Raw genomic sequence first — 22,060 nt, forward strand, 5'->3', positions numbered from 1 at the left:
GCACTGCATTCCCATCCTCTGTGGAGGAGGACGGCCCGCGGCTGGGTCCTTCCCTTGCCGATGCCCGATCGCTGACGGAGATGACGCGTTGCCCGACCCGCGCGATTTTCACGTGCCTCAATCGTCCTACGCCAAGGAGGATCTCCTTCGCTCAAGCGAAGGCGGCTATTTCGGCCCGGGCAATGCGCAGCTGCCGGCGCCGCCGATGCTGATGATGGATCGTATCACCGAGCTGAGGCTCGACGGCGGGCGCTATGGCAAGGGGCGTATCGTCGCCGAGTTGGACATCACGCCCAAACTCTGGTTCTTCGAATCCCTCTTCCGCGACGATCCGGTGATGCCGGGCTGTCTTGGCCTCGACGCGATGTGGCAGATGGTGGGCTATTGGCTCGGCTGGTCGGGCTCGCCCGGCAAGGGCCGCGCCGCCGGCGTCGGAGAAGTGAGCTTTAGAGGCCAGATCACGCCGGACGTCAATTGCGTGCGCTACGAGGTCGACATGCGCCAAGTCAAACGCGGCCGCCTAGTGCTCGGCATCGCCGATGGCCGCGTGCTGGCGGACGGCGCGTGTGTTTACGAGGCCAATTCCATGAAGGTAGCGTTGACGACATCTTGAGCTTTGCTGCCGTTATGACGACAGCTGCTTCTCGAAGAACAGGTCCGGATAGGGATCGTCGTTGAAGCGATCGATCTCCGTCCAGCCGGCGCGGCGATAGAGCTGGACGGCCTCGGCGAGCGCGCTGTTGGTGTCGAGGCGAAGAATGCTGATCGAGAGCGTGCGGGCAGCCTCTTCGGCCGCATCCATCAGGCGGCGGCCAAGGCCGAGGCCGCGGGCGGCGGGCGCGACCCAGAGCCGCTTGATCTCGGCGACATCGCCGCCGCTGCCCTTCAGCCCGACACAGCCGAGCGGCAGGCCGTCGGACAATGCCACGAAGAAAGCCCCGCGCGGCGCCATCATGTCCAAGGCATCGGGATCGCGCGACAGCGACACGTCGAAGCCGCGTTCGAAGCGGCGCGACAGCTCGGCGTAGTACTCGCCGAGGCAGTAGCGCGACTGCTCGCCGCGCGGATCAACCTCATCGATGGCGATGCGGCTGCGTCCCAGCGCGGCCGCGACCAGGTCCATCGCCGCCAAGAGCGCCTCGGGCTGCCCGTGACGCGCCAGCATCGATTCGGCCTGGGCGTTGGAGAGCGTCTCATAGGCCTCGAATTCGCGCCGCCCGGCGGCTGTGAGCCTGGCGATACGGCGGCGCGCGTCGTCGGGATGCGGCCTGGTCATCACCAGCCCCTCCTCCTCCAGGCTGCGCAGCAGCCGGCTCATCAGCCCGGAATCGAGTGCGAGGTAGTCGCGCAGCTCGGCCACGTCGCTGCGGCCATGGCCGATTGCATTGAGCACGCGGGCCGCCCCGAGCGGCCGACCGCGCCCGAGAAACGAGGTGTCGAGCGCGCCGACCTCCGAGGTGACGGCGCGGTTGAAGCGGCGGACGCGGGAGATGGGGTCGAGCATAATATCTGACTTAAGTCAGATATTTCTGTCTGTCAATTGTGCCCGTAGTCGAGTGCAGGCGGCCGCTCCAGCCTCTGTCGTCGTTGCCTGCGCAAGCAGGGCATCCAGTACGCCGCAGCGTTTCGATTGATCACAACCGTCATGTCCGGTCCGCGGGTACCAAAAGCATCCCCAAGCAAAAAAGGGCGGCCCAGCCGCCGGCCGAAGCCGGTTGCCGGACCGCCAGGTTTTCCCCGGGAGGAACTCAGTTCAAAAGCTTGGCGACGTTGTCCTTGGTGACGAGGTCGAGGCCGGTGTAGATCACCTCCGGCACCTTCTCGCCCTTCTTGATCGCGAGCAGCGTGTCCATCGCCTTCTCGCCCATCTCGAACGGACGCTGGCCGGTCAGCGCGTTGGAATAGCCGTCGCGCAGCAGCTCGAGCTGCATCTTCAGCGTATCGGCAACGACCAGCGTCAGCTTGCCAGCGTCGATGTCCTTGCGGTTCTTGTTGACGAAGGCCTTGTAGCCCTCGGGCGCGAACATCGGCCAGCCGCCGATCGGCACGATGGCGCCGAGATCCGGCGTCGCGGTGCGCAGATCGGCCATCTGCTGCACGGCGAGCGCGGGATCGTCGTTGCAGAAGGTCGGCGAGCCCGCCACTTCCGTCCACTTCGAGCCCTTCAGCGCCTCGCGCACGCCGTCGACGCGCTCGGCAAGGTTCTTGGCGCCGGGACCGCCGGAGACGACGGCGTACTTGCCGCCCTCAGGCCGGAGCTCGCGGAGCTGCTTGCCGAGCGCGAGGCCGAAGTCCTTGTTGTTGGTACCGATATAGGCAATGCGCTTCGAGCCCGGCGCATCGGCGTCGAAGGTGATGACGGGAATGCCGGCCGCCGTCGCCGCCTCGATCGATTTCGTCATCGATGGAACGTCGGCGACCGAGATGGCGAGGCCGTCGACCTTCTGGGTGATGAAGTCCTGGATGATCTGCGCCTGCGTGGCCGGCTCGTGCTCGACCGGGCCCTTGTAGATGCACTCGACATTGCCGAGCTCCTTGGCGCGCTTCAGACAGCCGTCGCGCGCGACGTCGAAGAACGGATTGTTCATCGCCTTCGGCACGATGGCGAAGCGGTATTTGGTCTCGGCCTGCGCCGGGGCCATCAAAATCGCGAGCGATGCGACCGCATAGAGCAGCTTCTTCATGGGTTTCCCTCCTCCATGTCTATCCCTGATCATTGTCTGTTCCGGGTGAGGATAGACGCGATTGTCACCCCGGCCAGTATTCGTCACAGCAGGCGCGCGCGGATACGATCCACAAGCACGGCGGCGATGATGATCACGCCGACCAGGGTCTGCTGCCAGTAGGAGTTGACCTGCGCCAGCACCAGCCCGTTACGGATCACCTCAAGCAGGACGCAGCCGACGATGGCGCCGAGCGGACCGCCGAGACCACCGGCGAGGTTGGCGCCGCCGATCACGGCCGCGGCGATCACGTTGAGCTCGTAGGACGTCGCCATGTTCGCGGGCGCCGATCCGAGCCAGCCCGAGATGATGATGCCCTGCAGGCCGGCGGCAAGCGCGCCGATCACATAGACCTCGATCTTCACCCGGGGCACGGAGACGCCGGTGAGCTCCGCGGCCTTCTCGTTGCCGCCGATCGCGAACACGTGGCGGCCGAACGCGGTGTGGTGCAGCACCAGCGCCATCACCAGCGCCAGCACGATGAGATAGATGAAGGGCGCCGGCACGCCGTACACATCGCCCTGCGTCAGCGCATAGAAATAATCGGCGTCGGGGCCGCCGGGGAAGCTGCCCTTGCCGTTCGAGATCACGTAGCTGAGACCGCGCACGATCGACAGCATGCCGAGCGTGGTCACGAACGGCGACAGCCCGAGCAAGGCGATGCAGACGCCGTTGATCAGGCCGACCACCAGCGAAACCGCCAGGCCTGCCAGCACCGAGACGATCAGGATCAGGCCGGGCACGTTCGCGACCACGGTCTTGCCGTCCGCGGCGAGATGCACGAACAGCGACGACAGCGGCATCCCCGGCGTCGATAGCGTCGTCATCACCATCGAGGTGATCATCGCCGCGAAACACATCATCGAGCCGACCGACAGGTCGATGCCGCCGGTAATGATGACGAAGGTGATGCCGAGCGTCGCGATGGCGATGAAGGAGAAGTTCTTGGCGACGTTCTGCAGATTGCCTTCGGTCAGAAAATAGGGACTGGCGAAGCTCATCACGATGATGAGGGCGATGAGCGCCAGCGTAACGTAGGCCGTCTGCGAGGCGAACACGCCGCGGTGCCACCATCTGATGACGCCGACATTGGTGAAGGTGACGTCGGTGCCGGCGGAGCTGGTCTCGGATGGAACGGACATCACGCCGCCTCCTTGGCGCCAGTGATCAGCGCGGTCACTTCCTCGGGGCTGGTCTCGCCGACCGGCTTGTCGGCCTTCTTCTCGCCGCGGCGCATCACCACGACGCGATCGCACACCGCGAAGATGTCAGGCATGCGGTGCGAGATCAGGATGACGGCGATACCCTGTTCCTTCAGGCGATGGATCAGGCTCAGCACCTGCTCGACCTGGCGCACCGAGATCGCCGCGGTCGGCTCGTCCATCATCACCAGTCTGGCGTTGGACAGCCGCGTCCGCGCGATCGCCACCGCCTGGCGCTGGCCGCCCGACATGTCCTTGACGAGATCGTGCGGCCGCGTCTCGGAGCGCAGCTCGCGAAACAGCTCCAGCGCGCGCGCCTCCATGCCCTTGTGGTCGAGCAGCGCCAGCGGGCCGAAATTGCGCTTCAGCTCGCGGCCGAGAAACACGTTGGCCGCTGCCGTGAGGTTGTTGGCGAGCGCCAGGTCCTGGTACACGACCTCGATGCCGACGCTGCGCGAATCCATCGGGCGATGGAAATGCACCTCGCGGCCGCCGAAATGGATCGTGCCCTGGCTCGGCGGAAAATTGCCGGCGATGATCCGCACCAGCGTGGACTTGCCGGCGCCGTTATCGCCCATCAGGCCGACGACCTCGCCGGAGCCGATCGAAAGATCCACGCCCTGCAGCGCGCGGATCGCGCCGAACTGCTTGCCGATGCCCTTCAGCTCAAGGACCGGCTGCGCGGCGGTGCTCATCACGGCGCGCTCAGCGTCATTCGTCATCGTGCGCAGGCTGCTGTCGTCAGACATAGCGGTTCACCACGCTTTCGAGATATTCCTGCCGGCCGGACCGCGGCTGCGGATCGAGGCCGGTGTTGACGGCGCGGTCGGCGAGCTCGGCGAGCGAGCGGCGGCCGGCGAGGATCGCCTGCCCCTCGTCGCCGTCCCAGCCGGCGTAGCGCCGCGCCAGCGGCGCGGTCAGCGCACTGTCGGTCAGCATCTCGTCGGCGGCGATCAGCGCCCGCGCGCAGGCATCCATCGAGCCGACATGGGCGTGCAGCAGGTCATCCGGATCGATCGACTGCCGGCGGATCTTGGCGTCGAAATTCAGCCCGCCCGTGGTGAAGCCGCCGCCCTTGAGCATGTCGTGGAACACCAGCGCCAGCTCCGGCACGTTCATCGCGAACTGGTCGGTGTCCCAGCCGAGCAGATCGTCGCCGCGGTTGATGTCGAGGGAGCCGAACACGCCGAGCGCCTGCGCCAGCGCGATCTCGTGCTGGAACGAATGGCCGGCGAGGATGGCGTGGTTCTGCTCGATATTGAGCTTGACGTCGTTCAAAAGGTCATAGCGCCGCAGGAAGCCGTAGCAGGTGGCGACGTCGAAATCATACTGGTGCTTGGTCGGCTCCTTCGGCTTCGGCTCGATCAGCAGCGGGCCCTTGAAGCCGATCTTGTGCTTGTGCTCGACGACCAGCGCGACGAAGCGGCCGAGCTGATCGAGCTCGCGCTTCATGTCGGTGTTGAGCAGCGTCTCGTAGCCCTCGCGGCCGCCCCACAGCACGTAGTTGGCGCCGCCGAGACGATGCGTCACCTCGAGTGCGGCACGCACCTGTCCCGCCGCGTAGGTGAACACGTCCGGATCCGGATTGGTCGCGGCGCCCGCCATGTAGCGGCGATGTGAGAACAGATTGGCGGTGCCCCACAGCAGCCGCACCTTGGCAGACGCCATCTTCTGCTCGAACAGGTCGGCGATGGCGTTGAGATTGGCGACCGACTCCTTCAGCGTCGCGCCCTCCGGCGCGGCATCGACGTCGTGGAAGGTGAAGAACGGCACGTCGAGCAGCCGGAACAATTCGAACGCCACGTCGGCCTTGGCCCGCGCCATCGCCATCGCGTCGTCGCCATGCTGCCACGGCCGCAGGAAGGTCTCGCCGCCGAACGGATCGCTGCCCGGCCAGCAGAACGAATGCCAGTAGCAGACCGCGAAGCGCAGATGATCCTCCATCCGCTTGCCCCGGATGACGCGATCCTTGTCGTACCAACGGAACGACAGCGGGCTGCGTGACTCGGGCCCGCCATAGCTGACGGTCGCGCCGGTCTGGAAGAAGTGGGCCTGGACGTTCACGACGTTACTCCTTGAGAGCAGGATAGAGCTTGCGCCATTGCGCGTAGGCGGCGTCATATGCCGCGCGCTGCGGCGCGCGGGGTTCGAAACTCTGCAGCCGCTGCGGCTTGCGGCAGACATCGGCCGGTGCTGCGCCGGTCGCGGCAAGACGGCCGAGCCGCGCGGCGCCGATGGCGGCGCCGACCTCGCCCTCCTCGACCCGGTGCACGGTGACGCCGAGCACGTCGGCCATGATCTGCGCCCACAACAAAGAGCGCGAGCCGCCGCCGACGAGATCGAGCTCTGTGATCGGCTGCGCGCTGCGCGCGAGCGCGGCGAACATGTCGCGTGAGGCAAACGCCACGCCCTCCAGCACCGCCTGCACGAGATCACCGCGGCCGGCTGCGCTGCGCAGGCCGACCAAGGCGCCGGCGGCATGGGCATCGTTGTGCGGCGTGCGCTCGCCGTCGAGATAAGGCAGGAACTGCACCGGGCTCGGACGTTCGACGCTGATACCGAGCGGCGCCAGCAGTGCGGCTTCCGGCGTCTCGAGAAGGCGCGCCAGCCACGCCAGCGAGGCCGCGGCCGACAGCATCACGCCCATCTGATGCCAGAGACCGCCGAGCGCATGGCAGAACGCATGCACGGCCGCTTCCGGCGCCGGCGCGAAGCGGTCGGTCACCCGGAACAGCACGCCTGATGTGCCGAGCGACAGGAACGCATCGCCGGGCGTGATGGCGCCGAGCCCGATTGCGCTCGCCGCGTTGTCGCCGGCGCCGCCCGCGATCACGACGTCAGCGCCCATGCCCCAGCGCCGCGCCAGCTCGGGCGACAACACGGCACTGCGCTCATTGCCCTCGACGAGGCGCGGCATGTGATCGAGACCGAGCCCGGTCGCCGCCAGCAGTTTCTCCGACCAGCGCCGCGCGCCGACGTCGAGCCACAGGGTGCCCGCCGCATCCGACATGTCCTCGACCATCTCGCCGGACAGCCGATAGCGCACATAGGCCTTCGGCAGCAGCACCTTCGCGACCTCGGCAAATATCTTCGGCTCGTGCTTCGCCACCCAGACGAGCTTCGGCGCGGTGAAGCCGGGCATCGCGAGGTTGCCGGCGATGGCGTGCAGTTCGGGACAGCGGCGTTCGAGCTCGGCGCATTCGGCCTGCGAGCGGCCGTCATTCCAAAGGATCGCCGGCCGCAGCGGCCGACCGGTGCGGTTCAGCAAGGTCGCGCCGTGCATCTGGCCGGACAGGCCGATGCCGCTGACGGCAGCGGTCTCGCGCGGACGCTCCCGCGCGAGATCATCGACCGCGCCGATGACGGCCTCGACCCAGTGATCCGGATTCTGCTCGGACCACAGCGGCTGCGGATGCGACAGCGCCAGCGGCCGCGCGGCGCTCGCGATCAGCGCGCCCGTCTCGTCCTCCAGCACGGCCTTCACGCCGGATGTGCCCACATCCAGTCCGAGAAACACGTCTCCACTCCTCCCACCGACCGCAAGGCGCTTCGGCGATCTGCCGTCGCCTCGAGACCAGCGCCTCGGTCGTTTCTCATTCCGTGTTCGGGCCGACCGCGTTATCGCGGCCATCCGCTCACGGCAGATTGTCCCGCATCACGATGTCGATGCGGATCGTCTCCTGTTCGCTCAGGATCGGCTCGCCGCGCGCCAGCGCGAGGAGCACGCGCACCGCGGAGCGCGCCTCGTGTCCCGGGTTCTGCGAAATCGCCGCGTCCATCACGCCGTTCAACAGCAGCTTGCGCGTCAGTGCCGTCACGTCGTGGCCGACGAACACGATGTCGTCGGCGCGCCCCGACTCGGTCAGCGCCTTGGCGACGCCGGCCGTGCCAGCGCCGACATTGTAGAGCCCGACGATGTCACGATGCTCGGTCAGCAGCTTGCGCATGAGGTGCTCTGAGCGATCGTCCACGTCATGCCCCTCAGCGACCGGCAAAACCTCAAGTTGCCGAAACTCCGCCGCGAGGACCTGGCCGAAGCCGAAGATGCGCTCGGCATGATCGCGCAGGCTTTGCGAGCCGGCCATGATCGCGACCCGCCCCGCCCTGCCACCGGCGAAGCGTCCGACCAGCGCGCCCGCGGTGCGGCCGGCGGCGATGTTGTCGATGCCGACATAATGATGCCGTCGCGACGACGGCACGTCCGACACCAGCGTCACCACCTTGGCGCCGGACTCGACGAGATCGTTGATCGCCGCGCGCACGCTCGGATGATCGAGCGCCACCACCGCGACGCCGTCGACCTGACCGACGAGCTGCTCGAGCTTCGCGGCCAGCACGGCCGCATCGAACACGTCCGTCGTGACCACATCGACCGTGAGCCGGCGCGCGGCCATCCAGCTCGTCAGATCGCCGAGATGCGCCTGAATCTGCTGCATGAAGGGATTGGCGCCGGACGGCATCACGAAGGCAAAGCGCCGCGCGCGGGCACGGGCGAGTTCGGAGGCCGCCGCATGCGGCTGGAACGCGCTGCGCTCCATCGCGTCCTTGACGCGTCGCACCGTATCCGGGCGCACGCCGGGCCGGTTGTGCAGCACGCGATCCACAGTGGCGAGGCTCACGCCCGCCTGCCGCGCAATATCCCGCAATGTCAGCGGCGCGTTCATGCTCCTCCCCTTTGGGTTGAGGACCATAGCGCGGTTTTTGAGGTACGCAACTCATTTTTGAGGGTGGGCTGAGAAGCCGACAGACTGAGGCAGCCGGCGCCAATCCCGACAGCGCGTCCCCGATCGTCTGCCCCCTCCATCTCGAGCTGAGCGAAGTTGCACCAGCCGAAGCAGCCGCAGGCGGATGGGCACAAAGCCAATCGCCAGCCTGCCTCAAACCGCTCCCTGGGTATGGGTCCCGGCGTTCGCCGGAACCACAGCGAGGCTACCGATGCGTGGTGCCATCAAGCAGCGCAGGCGAACTGCGTCGCGTTGACCTCGCTCAGAACGGCAGCCCGACATAGTTCTCTGCCAGCGACCGCTGCGCGGCCTCGGACGAGAACAGATAGGCGAGCTCGGTGTCCTGCAGTCTGTCGTCGTAGGACAGCCGGTCGGGGAAACGATGCAAGAGCGTCGTCATCCACCAGGAGAAGCGCTGCGCCTTCCAGATCCGCGCCAGCGCCCGCTGCGAGTAGCCGTCGATGCCGCGATCGTCGCCTTTCTTGTAGTGGTCGAGCAGCGCATGATAGAGATAGTAGATGTCGGACGCAGCCGAGTTCAGCCCGCGCGCGCCGGTCGGCGGCACGATATGGGCGGCGTCGCCGGCCAGGAACAGCCTGCCGTAGCGCATCGGCTCGGCGACGAAGCTGCGCAGCGGCGCGATGCTCTTCTCGATCGAGGGCCCGGTGATCAGACGGCCAGCGATCTCCGCCGGCAGCCGGCGCTTCAGCTCCTCCCAGAACGCGTCGTCGCTCCAGTCCTCGACCTTGTCGGTGAGCGGCACCTGGACATAGTACCGGCTCAGCACCTGCGAGCGCAGCGAGCACAGCGCGAAGCCGCGCTCGTGCTTGGCATAGATCAGCTCCGGCGACACCGGCTTGGTGCGCGACAGCACGCCGAGCCAGCCGAACGGGTACACCCGCTCGTATTCGGTCAGCTTGTCGTGCGGGATCGACTTGCGGCTGACGCCATGAAAGCCGTCGGCGCCGATGATGTAGTCGCAGTCGATGCGGACGACCTCCTCGTCCTGACGGTAGGTGACGAAGGGCTTGTCGGAAGCGATGTCGTGCGGCGTCACGTCGGCCGCGTTGTGCACGACCTTGCCGCCGAGCTTGTCGCGGGCCTCGTAGAGATCGCGCGTCAACTCGGTCTGGCCATAGACCATCACCGAGTTGCCGCCGGAATATTTGTGCAGGTCGACGCGATCGAGCTTGCCGTCATGGGCGATGTAGAAACCGTGATGGATCTCGCCCTCGCGGTCCATGCGCTCGCCGCACTGCGCCTCGCGCATCAGCTCGGCAAAGCCGTGCTCGAGCACGCCGGCACGGATGCGCGACAGCACGTAGTCGCGGCTGGATTTCTCCAGGATGATCGTATCGATGCCCTGCAGATGCAGGAGCTGCGACAGCATCAGGCCCGACGGGCCTCCGCCGATGATGCAGACTTGGACTTTCATGGGCGTGTTCTCCCGGATTCGCAGACGCAGGCTTGTTTGGGTATGCTTTTCAGTCGCGGATTTTAGCAAGGAATGCGCAGGGATCACTTGGATGGACGCGGCATTCTCTTGCACTTTTCCGACACCATGCCGCGATGCACAACGAACGCCGCAATGGTATGGGGCGGCGCCGATCAGCCTGCCGGCGGCGCCGCGTCGTCTCCGACGCCCATCGCACGGCGATAGTCGCGCGGGCTCGCCCCGGTGTGCCGCTTGAAGAAGCGGCAGAAATAGGCCGGGTCCTTGAAACCGAGCTCGAACGCCAGCTTCGACACCGGCGCCGCAATATAGGTGAGCCGCCGGCACGCCTCGCGCGCGAGACGCGCATGCACGATGTCGAGCGCCGACTGGCCGGTCTCGGCCCGCGTCAACCGATTGAGCCGCTCCGGCGTCATGCCGAGTTCGTCGGCGTAGCGCGCCACCGACCAGTGATCGCGGTGATGCGCCTCGACCAGCACGATGAAGCGGGTGAACAGCGCCGCATGCCCGCTGCCGCGCCGCGCGCCTTGCGACTGCCGCGCGCTCTGCTGCGCCAGCCGCCACACGATCGAGCGTCCGAGCCAATGCGGCACCGGCGAGGCCGCGGAATCTGCCGCGGCGAACTCGTCGGCGAGGTCGACGAACAGCGCGGCGATGCGCCGCGTCGCGACCGCCTGCGCGTCGAGATGCAGGATTTGCGGCGCTGCAAACAAGTCGCGCAACGCCTCGCCGGTCGCCGGGACGTCGCCCTCCACCACCGCCCGCGGATTGAACGTCAGCACATAGCCGTCGGTGTCGCGCGAGAAGCGGAAGGCATGGACGACGCCGGGGGGAATGATCACGGCGACCGGGCCGGTACAGCGCTCGCGGCTTTCGTCCAAGGCGATCTCGGCCGGACCGGCAGCGACCCAGAGGATCTGGTGGAGGCCATGATGGGTGTGCGCCTCGATCTCCCAGCGATACAGCTTGCTGCGCACCTGGATCGGCTCGACATGCAGCATGTCCGGCTGCGCGGCCGACGCTTCGCCGTACAGCGCGAACGCGGGGATCGACGGCTTGGTGCGAAAGCGGGGCATGAGCGAGAGCTAACCCTGAATGTCGGAAAAGTACAAGTCTTGGCCGGCTTTCGTGTCTCACGCCGCGGCCAAGGCTCGGCTAGATCAGTGAAAAGAACAACAACGACCACACTCAATGGAGAGGAGGCCCAACATGTTCGCGTTCGACCCGTATTCGCCTGCGGTCGATGCCGACCCGTTCCCGTTCTACAAGACGCTGCGCGACGAGCACCCCTGCTTCTGGAGTCCGCAGGCCCAGGTGTGGATCCTGTCGCGCTATGCCGATGTGGCGGCGGCCGGAACGAACTGGCAGACCTATTCGTCGGCCAAGGGCAACCTGATGACCGAGCTGCCGAACCGTGCCGGCGCGACGCTCGGCACCACCGACCCGCCGCGCCACGACCGGCTGCGCGGCCTCGTCCAGCATGCCTTCATGAAGCGCAATCTGGAGAGCCTGTCAGGCCCGATCCGCGACATCGCGCGCGACTGCGCCGAGGCGCTGCGCGGCCAGGACCGGTTCGACTTCATCGAGGCATTCTCGTCGAAATTCACCGTGCGCGTGCTGTTCGCCGCGCTCGGCCTGCCGCTCGGCGACGAGCAGACGGTGCGCGACAAGGCGGTGCTGATGGTGCAGAGCGATCCGGTGAGCCGCGCCAAGGGACCGCAGCACATCGCAGCCTACAACTGGATGCAGGACTATGCGGCCGGCATCATCGCGGAGCGCCGCGCGCGGCCGCAGAACGACCTGATCTCGCACTTCAGCATGGCCGAGATCGACGGCGACAAGCTCGACGAGCGCGAGGTGCTGCTGACGACGACCACGCTGATCATGGCCGGCATCGAGTCGCTCGGCGGTTTCATGACGATGCTGGCGTATAATCTCGCCGATCACGCGGAGGCGCGCCGGGCCGTCGTCGCCAATCCCGACCTGATGGCGGACGCCGTGGAAGAGTCTCTGCGCTACAACACCTCGGCGCAGCGCTTCCGCCGCTGCCTGCAGAAGGACGTCACCCTGCACGGCCAGACCATGCGCGAGGGCGATTTCGTCTGCCTCGCCTACGGCTCCGCCAACCGCGACGAGCGGCAGTTTCCCAATCCGGATGTCTATGACATCAGGCGCAAGCCACGCGGCCATCTCGGCTTCGGCGGCGGCGTGCACGCCTGTCTGGGATCGGCGATCGCGCGCATGGCGATCAAGATCGCGTTCGACGAGCTGCACAAGGTCGTGCCGGACTATCGCCGCACCCAGGAGCAACTGCCCTGGATGCCGTCTTCGACCTTCCGCAGCCCGATGTATCTCGAGCTGACGGTGCATTAGTCATCGCAAGGACTAATGGCAGGCTCGCGCTCGCGCCTCGCTGACGGTACGCCCCCCTCGCCCCGCTTACGCCGGACGAGGGGCACCAACGGGTCTACAACAGCTCAAACCAGCGCGCCGAGATCCGCTGCGCTGAAGCCCTTCAGGCCCGCTTTGTCGCCGGCCTTGATCTTGGCGACCCATTCGGCATCGCTGATCAGCGCGCGGCCGACCGCGATCAGGTCGAACTCCTCCCTGGCCATGCGCTCCAGCAGCGCATCGAGATCGGCCGTCGTCGACGGCTTGCCGGCGAAGGCCGAGAAGAATTCATCGGACAAGCCGACCGAGCCGACGCTGATGGTCGCAGCGCCCGTGATCTTCTTGGCCCAGCCGGCGAAGTTCAGGCCCTTCTCGCCGTCGACGTCCGGGAATTCCGGCTCCCAGAAGCGGCGCTGCGAGCAGTGCAGGATGTCGACGCCGGCCGCGACCAGCGGCTGCAGCCAGTCGGCCATCAGCGCCGGCGTCTCGGCGAGGCGCGCCGCATAGTCCTGCTGCTTCCACTGGCTGACGCGCAGGATGATCGGGAAATCGGGACCCACCGCCTTGCGGATCGCGGCGACGATCTCGCCGGCAAAGCGGGAGCGCTCCTTGATGGTGGCGCCGCCATAGCGGTCCTCGCGCTGGTTGGTGCCGGACCAGAAGAACTCGTCGACCAGATAGCCGTGCGCACCATGGATCTCGACGGCGTCGAAGCCCGTGCGCTTGGCGTCGGCCGCGGCTTGCGCGAATGCGGCAACGGTGTCGGCGATGTCGTTCTCGGTCATCGCGTTGCCGCGCGGCTTGCCGGGCGCAACCAGCCCGGATGGGCTCTCGACCGGCGCATCGGGCTCCCAGCGGCTCATGCCCTTGGTCGAGCCGGTGTGCCAGATCTGTGGCGCGATGCGGCCGCCGGCGGTGTGCACGGCGCTCGCCACGTTCTGCCAGCCCGCCAGCGCGGCATCGCCGTGGAAGAAGGGAATATTGGGCTCGTTGCGCGAGGCCGGGCGGTTGACGACCGTGCCCTCGGTGAGGATCAGCCCCACGCCACCTTCGGCGCGGCGGCGGTAATAGGCAGCGTTGGCCTCGCCGGGAACGCCGTTCGGCGCGGCGTTGCGGGTCATCGGCGCCATGACGATGCGGTTCTTCAGCTCCAGCGACTTCAGGCGAAACGGACGAAACAGCACGCTGGTATCGAGGTCGGACATTCAGGGGGCTCCATTGCGTTCGGAACCGCTCCAGTATACTTCGTAAACCTGAAGTCAATCAGGCACCCGAAGTCGCTCAGGTATATCGGAGGAAACTGCTGTCGTGACCGCCGCATCGACATCACAGACCGCCCCGCTCCGCTGCAAGCCGCAGCACTTCTCGTCGGAATGTCCGAGCCGGGTGCTGATCGACCAGATCGCCGACAAATGGTCGATGATGGTGCTGGCCGTGCTGGACTCCGGTCCACTGCGCTTCAACGCGATCAAGAAGCAGCTCGAGGGCGTCACCCAGAAGGCGCTGACGCAATGCCTGCGCCGGCTCGAGCGCAACGGCCTCGTCGCCCGCGAGGTGATCGCGGACTCGCCGGTCGCGGTTCAGTACGAGATCACGCCGCTCGGCCGTACCCTGCAGCCCCCGTTCCGCGCGCTCTATGCCTGGACCATCGCCAAGATGCCGGAGGTCGAGCAGGCGCGGCAGGCCTTCGACGAGCGCCGGAGTCGCTAATCCCAGGCGGCCAAAGGCCGCTACTGGAAGGCCACCTCCGCGAAGCTGCGCAGCTTGCGCGAATGCAGCCGCTCCGACTCCTGATGCTTCAAGAGCTCCAGCGCCTTCAGCCCGATCTGGAGATGCTGGCCGACACGCTGGCGATAGAAGTCGCTCGCCATGCCGGCGAGCTTGATCTCGCCATGCAGCGGCTTGTCGGAGACGCAGAGCAAGGTGCCGTAGGGCACGCGGAAACGATAGCCGTTGGCGGCGATTGTGGCCGACTCCATGTCGAGCGCGATGGCGCGCGACTGCGAGAGGCGATGGATCACGGCCGGGCCGGAGATCTCCCAATTGCGGTTGTCGACGCTGGCCACGGTGCCCGTGCGCATCACCCGCTTCAGCTCGAACCCGGAATAGCCGGTGACCGTCTCCACGGCCTCCTCGAGCGCGACCTGCACCTCGGCGAGCGCCGGGATCGGCACCCAGGGTGGCAGCTCCTGGTCGAGCACATGGTCCTCGCGGACATAGCCGTGCGCCAGCACGTAATCGCCGAGCCGCTGCGTGTTGCGCAGGCCCGCGCAGTGGCCCACCATCAGCCAGGCATGCGGCCGCAGCACCGCGATGTGGTCGGTGACGTTACGCGCGTTCGACGGACCGGTACCGATGTTGATCAGCGTGATGCCCTGGTGCCCCGGCTCGACGAGATGAAGCGCCGGCATCTGCGGCGTGCGCGCCGGCGCGGAGCCGGTGGTGCCGCCGCCGAGACGGGCATTGCGGGTGATGACGTTGCCCGGCTCGACGAAGGCCTCGGCTGCGCCCTGCCCGGCCGCCAGTTGCTGGCGGCCCCAATCCGCGAAGGCGTCGACATAGAACTGGTAGTTCGTGAAGATCACGAAGTTCTGGAAATGGTCGGGATCGGTCCCGGTGTAGTGATAGAGCCGGCGCAGCGAGTAGTCGACGCGCGCGGCGCGAAACAGCGACAGCGGCTCGGGCATGCCGGGCTTCAGTCCGAGCGTGCCGTCGGCGATCGCATCGTCCATGGTCGCAAGATCCGGAGCGTCGAACACGTCGCGCAGCGAGCGCGTCACCAGCGGGCTCTCGTGGTGCGGAAGCGCCGTCTCGATGTTGATGTCGCGGCGATAGGCGAAATGCACCGGGATCGGCTCGGCCGACTCGCCGATCTCGACCGGCACGCCATGATTCTCGATCAACAGGCGGATCTGCTCGGTCAGGTACGAGCGGAACAGGTCCGGCCGCGTGACGCTGGTCTCGTGCACGCCGGGCCCCGCGACGAAGCCATAGGCGAGACGCGAGTCGAGCCGGGCGTGACTTGCGGTGGTCAGCCGCACGAAGGGATAGGTCGCGCGGATCCGTGTCGCCGGCACGACGCCGTTGGCATAGGCCTCGAAATGGCCGCGCAGGAAAGCGGTATTGCGCTCGTAGATCTCTTCGAGCCGGGCCACCGCGGCGGCCGCGTCGGTGAAGGTTTCTGTTGCCACGGGTGGCGGAGATTGGACAGTCAATGGCGATCCTTTGTATCCGGCGGACGGTCGTCGAGGCAGACTTGCGCAATCATAGAAATCACCCCTGGCTTTGCCCAGGGGGGCGGGTCACGCGACGACGCCCATGAACTGGACGTTGAGCCATGATGCGCTGCATTGCGACAAGGATTTGTGGCCGAATGTTTCAATTGCCTGTGCGCGTCATTGCTCATAAGACGGTTTCACATTGGCCGGAACAGGTCGATATCTGAAAAGGGAGGTCATCGCGCAGCATGTCGCAAGCGAATGGATTCGGATTGGCTGGCGTCATCGGCATGCCCGTCGCTCACTCCCGCTCGCCCACGATCCACAATTTCTGGCTCAATGCGCACGGCCTGCGCGGCGCCTACGTCCCGCTCGCGGTTCAGCCGGAGCGGCTGAAGGATGCGCTGGCTGGGCTGGTGGCGCTCGGATTCCGCGGCTGCAACGTGACCATGCCGCACAAGCAGACGGCGATGCCGCTGCTGCACCGGGTCAACGACACCGCACGACGCATCGGCGCCGTGAACACGATCGTGGTCGAAGCGGATGGCACGCTGAGCGGCTTCAACAATGACGGCAACGGCTTTGTCCAGAGCCTGCGCGATGCCAGGCCGAACTGGCGCGCCGACGAAGGCCCTGTTCTCTTGCTTGGGGCCGGCGGTGCAGCGCGCGCGGTCGTTGTGGCGCTGCTGGAGAATGGTGCCCGCGACATCCGCATCTGCAACCGCACCACCGAGAAGGCGCAGGCCATCGCAGCCGAATTCGGGACGGCCATCATCAGCACGGTGGCGTGGGATGATCGTTCGGCGGCAGTCGCCGATGTCGCGCTGCTCATCAACAGCACCGATCGCGGCATGATCGGAAAGCCCGCACTGGAGATCGATCTGGGACGACTGTCCGCGAAGACGCTCGTCGCGGACCTGATCTACACACCGCTCGAAACGCCCTTCCTGGTGGACGCGCGCGGGCGCGGCTGCACGACGGTGAACGGGCTCGGCCTGCTGCTCAACCAGGCCCGCCTCGCCTTCGAGGCCTGGTTCGGGGTTCTGCCCGACGTCACGCCCGAACTGATCAAGGCGATTCAGGCGACGTTCTGAACGTCGGTCAGAGAGGGCTCGACCATGGCACTTCCGGTAGGCCCCAGGATCGATTGCCACATCCACACCATCGATCCCGCGCGCTTCTCCTACGCGCCGGATACGCCCTATCGTCCGACCGGCCAGGAAATCGCGCCCGCCGCGCATCTCATTCGCGTGCTCGACGTCTTCGACGTCCGGCACGCGCTGATCGTCGCGACCAATTCCGGCTATGGCTCCGACAGCCGCATCCTGCTCGACACACTCAGGCTCGGAAATGGCAGGTTCAAGGGCGTCGCGGTCGTCGAGAAGGACGTCGACATCGGGGAACTGGAGCGGTTGAAGGCCGCAGGCGTCATCGGCGTCGCCTTCAACGTGCCGTTTCATGGCACCAACTATTACCGTGACGCCGCGCCGCTGCTGGACAGGCTGACCGACCTCGATCTGTTTCTGCAGGTCCAGGTCGAGCAGGATCAGTTGCTCGACCTGCTGCCCCTCATCGAGCGGTCGACGGTCCGCCTCGTGTTCGATCACTGCGGCCGGCCTGCCGTGGAGCATGGGCTGCAACGCCCATCCTTCCAGGCCTTGCTCGCGCTCGGCCGCAACCGCGACGCGCATGTGAAGCTGTCCGGCTACTACAAATTCGCGCGCCAGCCCTATCCGTACGCCGACACGTGGCCATTCATCGCCGCGCTGGTCGAGGCCTTCACGCTCGATCGCTGCGTGTGGGGCTCCGATTGGCCGTTCCTGCGCGCGCCCGAACGCCTCGACTACGGGCCGCTGCTGGCCGGCATTACCGAGATCTTTCCGGACCCGGACGATCAGCACCGGCTGCTATGGCGAACGCCGTCGCGACTACTGGGTTTTGCAGAGGCACCCGCAAGTTCATCATCATAAGCAAAAAACAATCGGGAGGACGTCATGAGGCATCTGGGAAGATTGAGCGGCTTGGCGGCCGCCATGTCATTGTGGACGGGTTTGGCCTGGGCAGAGAACACCGTCTACATTCCCGATGTCGTCGAGCTGTCCGGCCCCGGAGCCGTGTCGGGCACGAACTGGCGCGATGGCGTCGCCCTGGCGGTCGACGAGATCAACAATGCCGGAGGCATTCTCGGCCGCAAGATTGCGACCGAGCACCTCGACACCCAGAGCAATCCCGGCGTCTCCCGGGCCCAGGTGCAGAAGGTGCTCGACCGCGAGCCCTATGTGGTGCTGGGGCCGATCTATTCGGGCTCGGTCAAGGTCAACATGGCGCTGACGCAGCAGGCCGAGGTGCCGCAGATCGTCGGCGCCGAGGCCGCCGATATCACGACGCAAGGCAATCCCTGGATCTTCCGCACCGCCTTCGGCCAGCAGTTCAGCATGCCGAAGATCGCCAACTATCTGCATGACCAGCTGAACGTGAAGTCCGTCGCGGTGGTCTGGGTGAACAACGATTTCGGCAAAGGCGGCCGCGACAGCTTCGTCAAGGAGATGAAGGCCCGCGGCATCGAGGTGGTGTCGGACATCTCGACCGAACAGGGCCAGGTCGATTTCGGCTCCGACGTCATCAAGCTGAAGAACGTCAAGGCCGACGCGATCTTCGTCTACACCAACGAGGAAGAAAGCGCGCGTTTCCTGATCGAGGCCAAACGTCAGGGATTGTCGGTGCCGCTGTTTGGAGAGACAACGCTGCTCAGCCAGAAGGTCGTGGAGCTCGCAGGCCCCGCCGCCAACGGCGTGCGCGGCCATGTCGGCCTGAGCGCGGATGCGCCCATTCCTGCCATCCAGGCCTTTGCGAAGAAGTTCAACGAGCGCTACCGCTACTGGCCCGACCATAACGGCATCAAGGGCTATACCGCGGTCTATCTCGTCAAATACGTGACCGAGATGATCGGCAAGTTCGACGGCCACGCTTTCGGCGCCACCATGAAGGGATTGACGCTGACGCCGGACAAGGCGCCGGGCATGCTGATGGAGGCAAGCTGGGACCAGAACGGCGACATCGACCGTGAGAGCTTCCTGGCCGAGATCGTCGACGGCAAGCAGAAGATCGTCGCGACGCTGCCGAAGCTGAAGCCGTCCAAGGCGCCGTAGATCTGCGCCATCGTAGAAGCCCTCCTCACGCGCAACGCGCGCAAGGAGGGAAGAAGTATCAGCCCTTGGCGAGCTGCACGTCGAGATCGTGCAGCACCTGGTAGCAGGGCAGCACCTGGGCCACGGAGGCGTTGGGCTCGCGGCCCTCGCGGATCGCGGCGAAGAACTCGCGGTCCTGCAGCTCGATCCCGTTCATGGAGACGTCGACCTTGGAGACGTCGATCTTCTCTTCCTTGCCGTTCACCAGATCGTCGTAGCGGGCAATGTAGGTGCCGGTGTCGCCGATGTAGCGGAAGAAGGTGCCGAGCGGGCCGTCATTGTTGAACGACAGCGACAGCGTGCAGATCGCGCCATTGGCGGCCTTGAGCTGGATCGACATGTCCATGGCGATGCCCAGGGTCGGGTGGATCGGACCCTGGATCGCATTGGCCTTCACGATCGGCGAGCCCGCCTGATAGGCGAACAGGTCGACGGTGTGGGCGGCGTGGTGCCACAGCAGATGGTCGGTCCAGCTGCGTGGCTGGCCCAGCGCGTTCATGTTGGTGCGGCGGAAGAAGTAGGTCTGCACATCCATCTGCTGGATGTGGAATTCGCCGGCCTTGATCTTCTTGTGCACGAACTGGTGGCTGGGATTGAAGCGGCGGGTGTGGCCGCACATCGCGACCAGCTTGGTCTCCTTCTGCAGCTCCACCACCTGCTGCGCGTCCTTCAGCGAGTCGGCGAGCGGAATCTCGACCTGGACATGCTTGCCGGCCTTGAGGCAGTCGATCGCCTGCGCCGCATGCATCTGGGTCGGCGTGCAGAGGATGACGGCATCGACCTCCGGCAGCTTGAGGCTGTCGGCGAGCTCGGTCGAGACGTGCTTGATACCGTATTTGTCGGCGACTTCCTTGGTCTGGTCGAAGCGGCGGCCGACCAGCGACACCACCTCGACCCCGTCGATGTTCTTGATGCCGTCGAGATGCTTGATGCCGAAGGCGCCGGCGCCGGCGAGCGCGACCTTGATGGTCTTGGCCATATCAGTTGTTCTCCAGGATCAGATGGCCGACGGCCGTGTTGCTCGCCGGCACATGATAGAAGCGGTGACGCACGGTCGGCGCGTTGCCCTTCTTGGTCTCGTTGACGTCGCTCATGGCGCCGCGCGCGATCAGCCACATCACGAGCTCGATGCCCTCGCTGCCGGCCTCGCGGACGTACTCGATATGCGGCACCTCGGACAGGCCTTCCGGATCGTTGATCAGCTTGTCCAGGAACATGTTGTCCCATTCGCGATTGATCAGGCCGGCGCGCGGCCCCTGCAGCTGGTGGCTCATGCCGCCGGTGCCCCAGATCTGCACGTTGAGCGGCTCGTCATAGCTCTCGATCGCCTTGCGGATCGCCTTGCCGAGCATGAAGCAGCGGCGGCCGGACGGCACCGGATATTGCACGACGTTGACGGCGAACGGGATCACCGGGCACGGCCAGGCATCGACCTGGCCGAAGATCAGGCTGAGCGGCACGGTGAGGCCGTGATCGACGTCCATCTTGTTGACGATGGTGAGGTCGAAATCGTCCTGGATCACCGACTGCGCAATGTGCGCGGCGAGCTTCGGATGCCCGATCACCTTGGGGACCGGGCGCGGGCCCCAGCCCTCGTCGGCCGGCTGATATTCAGCCGCGGTGCCGATCGCGAACGTGGGAATCATGTCCAGGCTGAAGGCGGTCGCATGGTCGTTGAAGACCAGGAATACGACGTCCGGCTTCTGCTCCTTCTCCCACTGCTTGGCGAAGTCGTAGCCGGCGAAGACCGGCTTCCAATAATCCTCGCCGGTCTTGCCGAGGTCGAGGGCTGCGCCGATCGCCGGGACGTGCGAGGTGAAGACGCTTGCGGAGATATGGGCCATTTACTTCTTCTCCCCGGTGTAGCGGTTGCCCTCGACCGAGCGGCCGCCCTTGATCATCATCTCGCGGTACTGGTCTTCGGTCATGCCGGTCATGCTGCCGGCCATCTGCTGAAAGCTCTTGCCGTCAGTCGCGCCGATCTTGGCGAGAAAGTAGATGTTGCCGCCGAGCGCAATGCAGCGGTTGAGGTCGCGGTCGAGCACCGCCTGCTTCTGCTCCTCGCTCATCGGCCATTCGTCGAGATAGGCGCGCTCATTGGCCTTGAAGCGGGCGCGGTTCTCCGCCTTCATCAGCGACATACAGAACTGGTTGAGGTGATAGCCCATCCGCGACATGTCCGCGTCGAAGATGGTCGTGCCGGGAACGTCGGTATAGGGTTTGTCGAGCGACATCGCTTCCCTCCTTCAGGATTCGTCGGGCCAGTACAGCCGCATCGGATTGTCGACCAGGAGCTTGTGCTGCAGCTCCGCGGTGACGGCGATATGCGGAATGAAATCGACCAGCAGGCCGTCGTCGGGCATGTGGTCCTTCAGGTTCGGATGCGGCCAGTCGGTGCCCCACAGCACGCGATCCGGGAAGGTCTCGACGATGCGCTTCGCAAACGGCACCACGTCGCGATAGGCGTTCTGCTCGCCGTTCAGCGCCGGCGGCCCCTTGACCGACAGGCGCTCGGGGCAGCTCACCTTCGACCAGACGTTGCCGTGCTCGCGCATGAACTTCACGAACAGCTCGAACTCGGGACCATCGACCGGCTTGGTGACGTCGGGGCGACCCATGTGGTCGACGACCACGGTGGTCGGCAGCGAGGTGAAGAAGTCCCATAGCTCCGGCAGGTCGACGGCTTCGAAATAGATCACGACATGCCAGCCGAGCTTGCTGATGCGGTTGGCGATCTCGATCAGCTCGTCCTTGGGCGTGAAGTCGACCAGGCGCTTGACAAAATTGAAGCGGACGCCGCGCACGCCGGCGTCGTGCATCGCCTGCAGCTCGGCGTCGCTGACGCTGCGCCTGACGGTGGCAACGCCGCGGGCCTTGCCGTTCGAATGCACCAGCGCATCGACCATGGCGCGGTTGTCGGCGCCGTGACAGGTCGCCTGCACCACGACGTTGCGGGCAAAGCCGAGATGGTCGCGCAGCGCATAGAGCTGCTGCTTGGAGGCGTCGCACGGGGTGTACTTGCGCTCGGGCGCATAGGGGAATTCGGCGCCGGGGCCGAACACGTGGCAATGCGCATCGACACTGCCGGCCGGCACCTTGAAGCGCGGCTTCGACGGGCCGTCATACCAATCGAGCCATCCCGGGGTCTTCTGGAACTCCAT

Annotated in this window: 21 protein-coding genes; 6 read left to right on the forward strand and 15 right to left on the reverse strand. The window is 66.1% G+C overall.

Annotation, left to right across the window (positions count from 1 at the left end):
* Positions 1–88: 88 nt before the first annotated feature.
* Positions 89–613 carry a bifunctional 3-hydroxydecanoyl-ACP dehydratase/trans-2-decenoyl-ACP isomerase gene (gene fabA / locus ACQR0W_RS02920; RefSeq protein WP_315826454.1) on the forward strand — a complete coding sequence of 175 codons (525 nt, stop codon included), beginning with the start codon at positions 89–91 and terminating at the stop codon, positions 611–613.
* 12 nt (positions 614–625) lie between these two features.
* Here the strand turns inward: fabA and ACQR0W_RS02925 are convergent, their stop codons facing one another.
* The 9 genes from ACQR0W_RS02925 to ACQR0W_RS02965 all read right to left on the reverse strand — a co-directional run bounded on the left by ACQR0W_RS02925 (position 626) and on the right by ACQR0W_RS02965 (position 11,178).
* Positions 626–1,504, reverse strand: a complete 879-nt coding sequence (locus tag ACQR0W_RS02925) for a bifunctional helix-turn-helix transcriptional regulator/GNAT family N-acetyltransferase (protein ID WP_315826455.1) — start codon at positions 1,502–1,504, stop codon at positions 626–628.
* Positions 1,505–1,748: 244 nt separating this feature from the next.
* A complete protein-coding gene (locus ACQR0W_RS02930; RefSeq protein ID WP_315715648.1) occupies positions 1,749–2,684 on the reverse strand; it encodes a sugar-binding protein in 936 nt (311 codons plus the stop codon).
* Positions 2,685–2,767: 83 nt separating this feature from the next.
* On the reverse strand, positions 2,768–3,865 hold the full coding sequence (locus ACQR0W_RS02935; protein WP_315751980.1) for an ABC transporter permease: 1,098 nt from the start codon (positions 3,863–3,865) through the stop codon (positions 2,768–2,770).
* Positions 3,865–4,620 carry an ATP-binding cassette domain-containing protein gene (locus tag ACQR0W_RS02940; protein WP_315715808.1) on the reverse strand — a complete coding sequence of 252 codons (756 nt, stop codon included), beginning with the start codon at positions 4,618–4,620 and terminating at the stop codon, positions 3,865–3,867. Before ACQR0W_RS02940 ends, ACQR0W_RS02935 begins: the two co-directional genes overlap by 1 nt.
* Before the next feature lie 46 nt (positions 4,621–4,666).
* Positions 4,667–5,989, reverse strand: a complete 1,323-nt coding sequence (gene xylA / locus ACQR0W_RS02945; RefSeq protein WP_316170652.1) for a xylose isomerase — start codon at positions 5,987–5,989, stop codon at positions 4,667–4,669.
* A 4-nt stretch (positions 5,990–5,993) separates the two neighbouring features.
* Positions 5,994–7,442, reverse strand: coding sequence for a xylulokinase (gene xylB, locus ACQR0W_RS02950; RefSeq protein WP_315826456.1), 1,449 nt, complete (start codon positions 7,440–7,442; stop codon positions 5,994–5,996).
* Positions 7,443–7,560: 118 nt separating this feature from the next.
* Complete coding sequence (locus ACQR0W_RS02955) at positions 7,561–8,589, reverse strand: LacI family DNA-binding transcriptional regulator (protein WP_315767965.1); 1,029 nt, start codon at positions 8,587–8,589, stop codon at positions 7,561–7,563.
* A 322-nt stretch (positions 8,590–8,911) separates the two neighbouring features.
* The gene (gene pobA, locus ACQR0W_RS02960) at positions 8,912–10,084 is read right to left on the reverse strand and encodes a 4-hydroxybenzoate 3-monooxygenase (RefSeq protein ID WP_315715643.1); all 1,173 of its coding nucleotides are present in this window, start codon (positions 10,082–10,084) and stop codon (positions 8,912–8,914) included.
* Between the two features lie 173 nt (positions 10,085–10,257).
* Positions 10,258–11,178, reverse strand: coding sequence for a helix-turn-helix domain-containing protein (locus tag ACQR0W_RS02965; protein WP_316170653.1), 921 nt, complete (start codon positions 11,176–11,178; stop codon positions 10,258–10,260).
* A 133-nt stretch (positions 11,179–11,311) separates the two neighbouring features.
* Here ACQR0W_RS02965 and ACQR0W_RS02970 point away from each other — a divergent pair, with 133 nt between their 5' ends.
* Positions 11,312–12,475: a cytochrome P450 gene (locus tag ACQR0W_RS02970; protein ID WP_315767959.1), complete on the forward strand. Its 1,164-nt coding sequence runs from the start codon at positions 11,312–11,314 to the stop codon at positions 12,473–12,475.
* Between the two features lie 104 nt (positions 12,476–12,579).
* Here ACQR0W_RS02970 and ACQR0W_RS02975 read toward each other — a convergent pair whose 3' ends face one another.
* Complete coding sequence (locus tag ACQR0W_RS02975; protein WP_315715640.1) at positions 12,580–13,698, reverse strand: NADH:flavin oxidoreductase; 1,119 nt, start codon at positions 13,696–13,698, stop codon at positions 12,580–12,582.
* 181 nt (positions 13,699–13,879) lie between these two features.
* Between ACQR0W_RS02975 and ACQR0W_RS02980 the strand changes: the two genes are divergently transcribed.
* Positions 13,880–14,203, forward strand: coding sequence for a winged helix-turn-helix transcriptional regulator (locus ACQR0W_RS02980; protein ID WP_409977936.1), 324 nt, complete (start codon positions 13,880–13,882; stop codon positions 14,201–14,203).
* A 20-nt stretch (positions 14,204–14,223) separates the two neighbouring features.
* Here the strand turns inward: ACQR0W_RS02980 and ACQR0W_RS02985 are convergent, their stop codons facing one another.
* Positions 14,224–15,708 carry an AMP nucleosidase gene (locus tag ACQR0W_RS02985; RefSeq protein ID WP_315715638.1) on the reverse strand — a complete coding sequence of 495 codons (1,485 nt, stop codon included), beginning with the start codon at positions 15,706–15,708 and terminating at the stop codon, positions 14,224–14,226.
* A gap of 251 nt (positions 15,709–15,959) precedes the next feature.
* Here ACQR0W_RS02985 and ACQR0W_RS02990 point away from each other — a divergent pair, with 251 nt between their 5' ends.
* The 3 genes from ACQR0W_RS02990 to ACQR0W_RS03000 are packed head-to-tail and all read left to right on the forward strand — an operon-like array spanning position 15,960 to position 18,860.
* Positions 15,960–16,805 (forward strand): shikimate dehydrogenase, encoded by an 846-nt coding sequence (locus ACQR0W_RS02990; protein ID WP_315767954.1) that lies wholly within the window; start codon positions 15,960–15,962, stop codon positions 16,803–16,805.
* A 24-nt stretch (positions 16,806–16,829) separates the two neighbouring features.
* Positions 16,830–17,681: an amidohydrolase family protein gene (locus ACQR0W_RS02995; protein ID WP_316170654.1), complete on the forward strand. Its 852-nt coding sequence runs from the start codon at positions 16,830–16,832 to the stop codon at positions 17,679–17,681.
* A 24-nt stretch (positions 17,682–17,705) separates the two neighbouring features.
* Positions 17,706–18,860, forward strand: a complete 1,155-nt coding sequence (locus tag ACQR0W_RS03000) for an ABC transporter substrate-binding protein (RefSeq protein ID WP_315751988.1) — start codon at positions 17,706–17,708, stop codon at positions 18,858–18,860.
* 58 nt (positions 18,861–18,918) lie between these two features.
* Here ACQR0W_RS03000 and ACQR0W_RS03005 read toward each other — a convergent pair whose 3' ends face one another.
* Genes ACQR0W_RS03005 through ACQR0W_RS03020 form a run of 4 tightly spaced genes read right to left on the reverse strand, consistent with a single transcriptional unit; the run spans position 18,919 to position 22,060 of the window.
* Positions 18,919–19,878, reverse strand: a complete 960-nt coding sequence (locus ACQR0W_RS03005; protein ID WP_315751989.1) for a Gfo/Idh/MocA family oxidoreductase — start codon at positions 19,876–19,878, stop codon at positions 18,919–18,921.
* 1 nt (position 19,879) lies between these two features.
* The gene (locus ACQR0W_RS03010; protein ID WP_434840554.1) at positions 19,880–20,743 is read right to left on the reverse strand and encodes a class III extradiol dioxygenase subunit beta; all 864 of its coding nucleotides are present in this window, start codon (positions 20,741–20,743) and stop codon (positions 19,880–19,882) included.
* Positions 20,744–21,133 (reverse strand): protocatechuate 4,5-dioxygenase subunit alpha, encoded by a 390-nt coding sequence (gene ligA, locus ACQR0W_RS03015; RefSeq protein ID WP_257168873.1) that lies wholly within the window; start codon positions 21,131–21,133, stop codon positions 20,744–20,746. It lies immediately after the preceding gene.
* Between the two features lie 12 nt (positions 21,134–21,145).
* Positions 21,146–22,060, reverse strand: coding sequence for an amidohydrolase family protein (locus ACQR0W_RS03020; protein ID WP_434840553.1), 915 nt, complete (start codon positions 22,058–22,060; stop codon positions 21,146–21,148).

The organism is Bradyrhizobium sp. HKCCYLRH1034 (assembly GCF_051168375.1).
Lineage (GTDB): Bacteria > Pseudomonadota > Alphaproteobacteria > Rhizobiales > Xanthobacteraceae > Bradyrhizobium.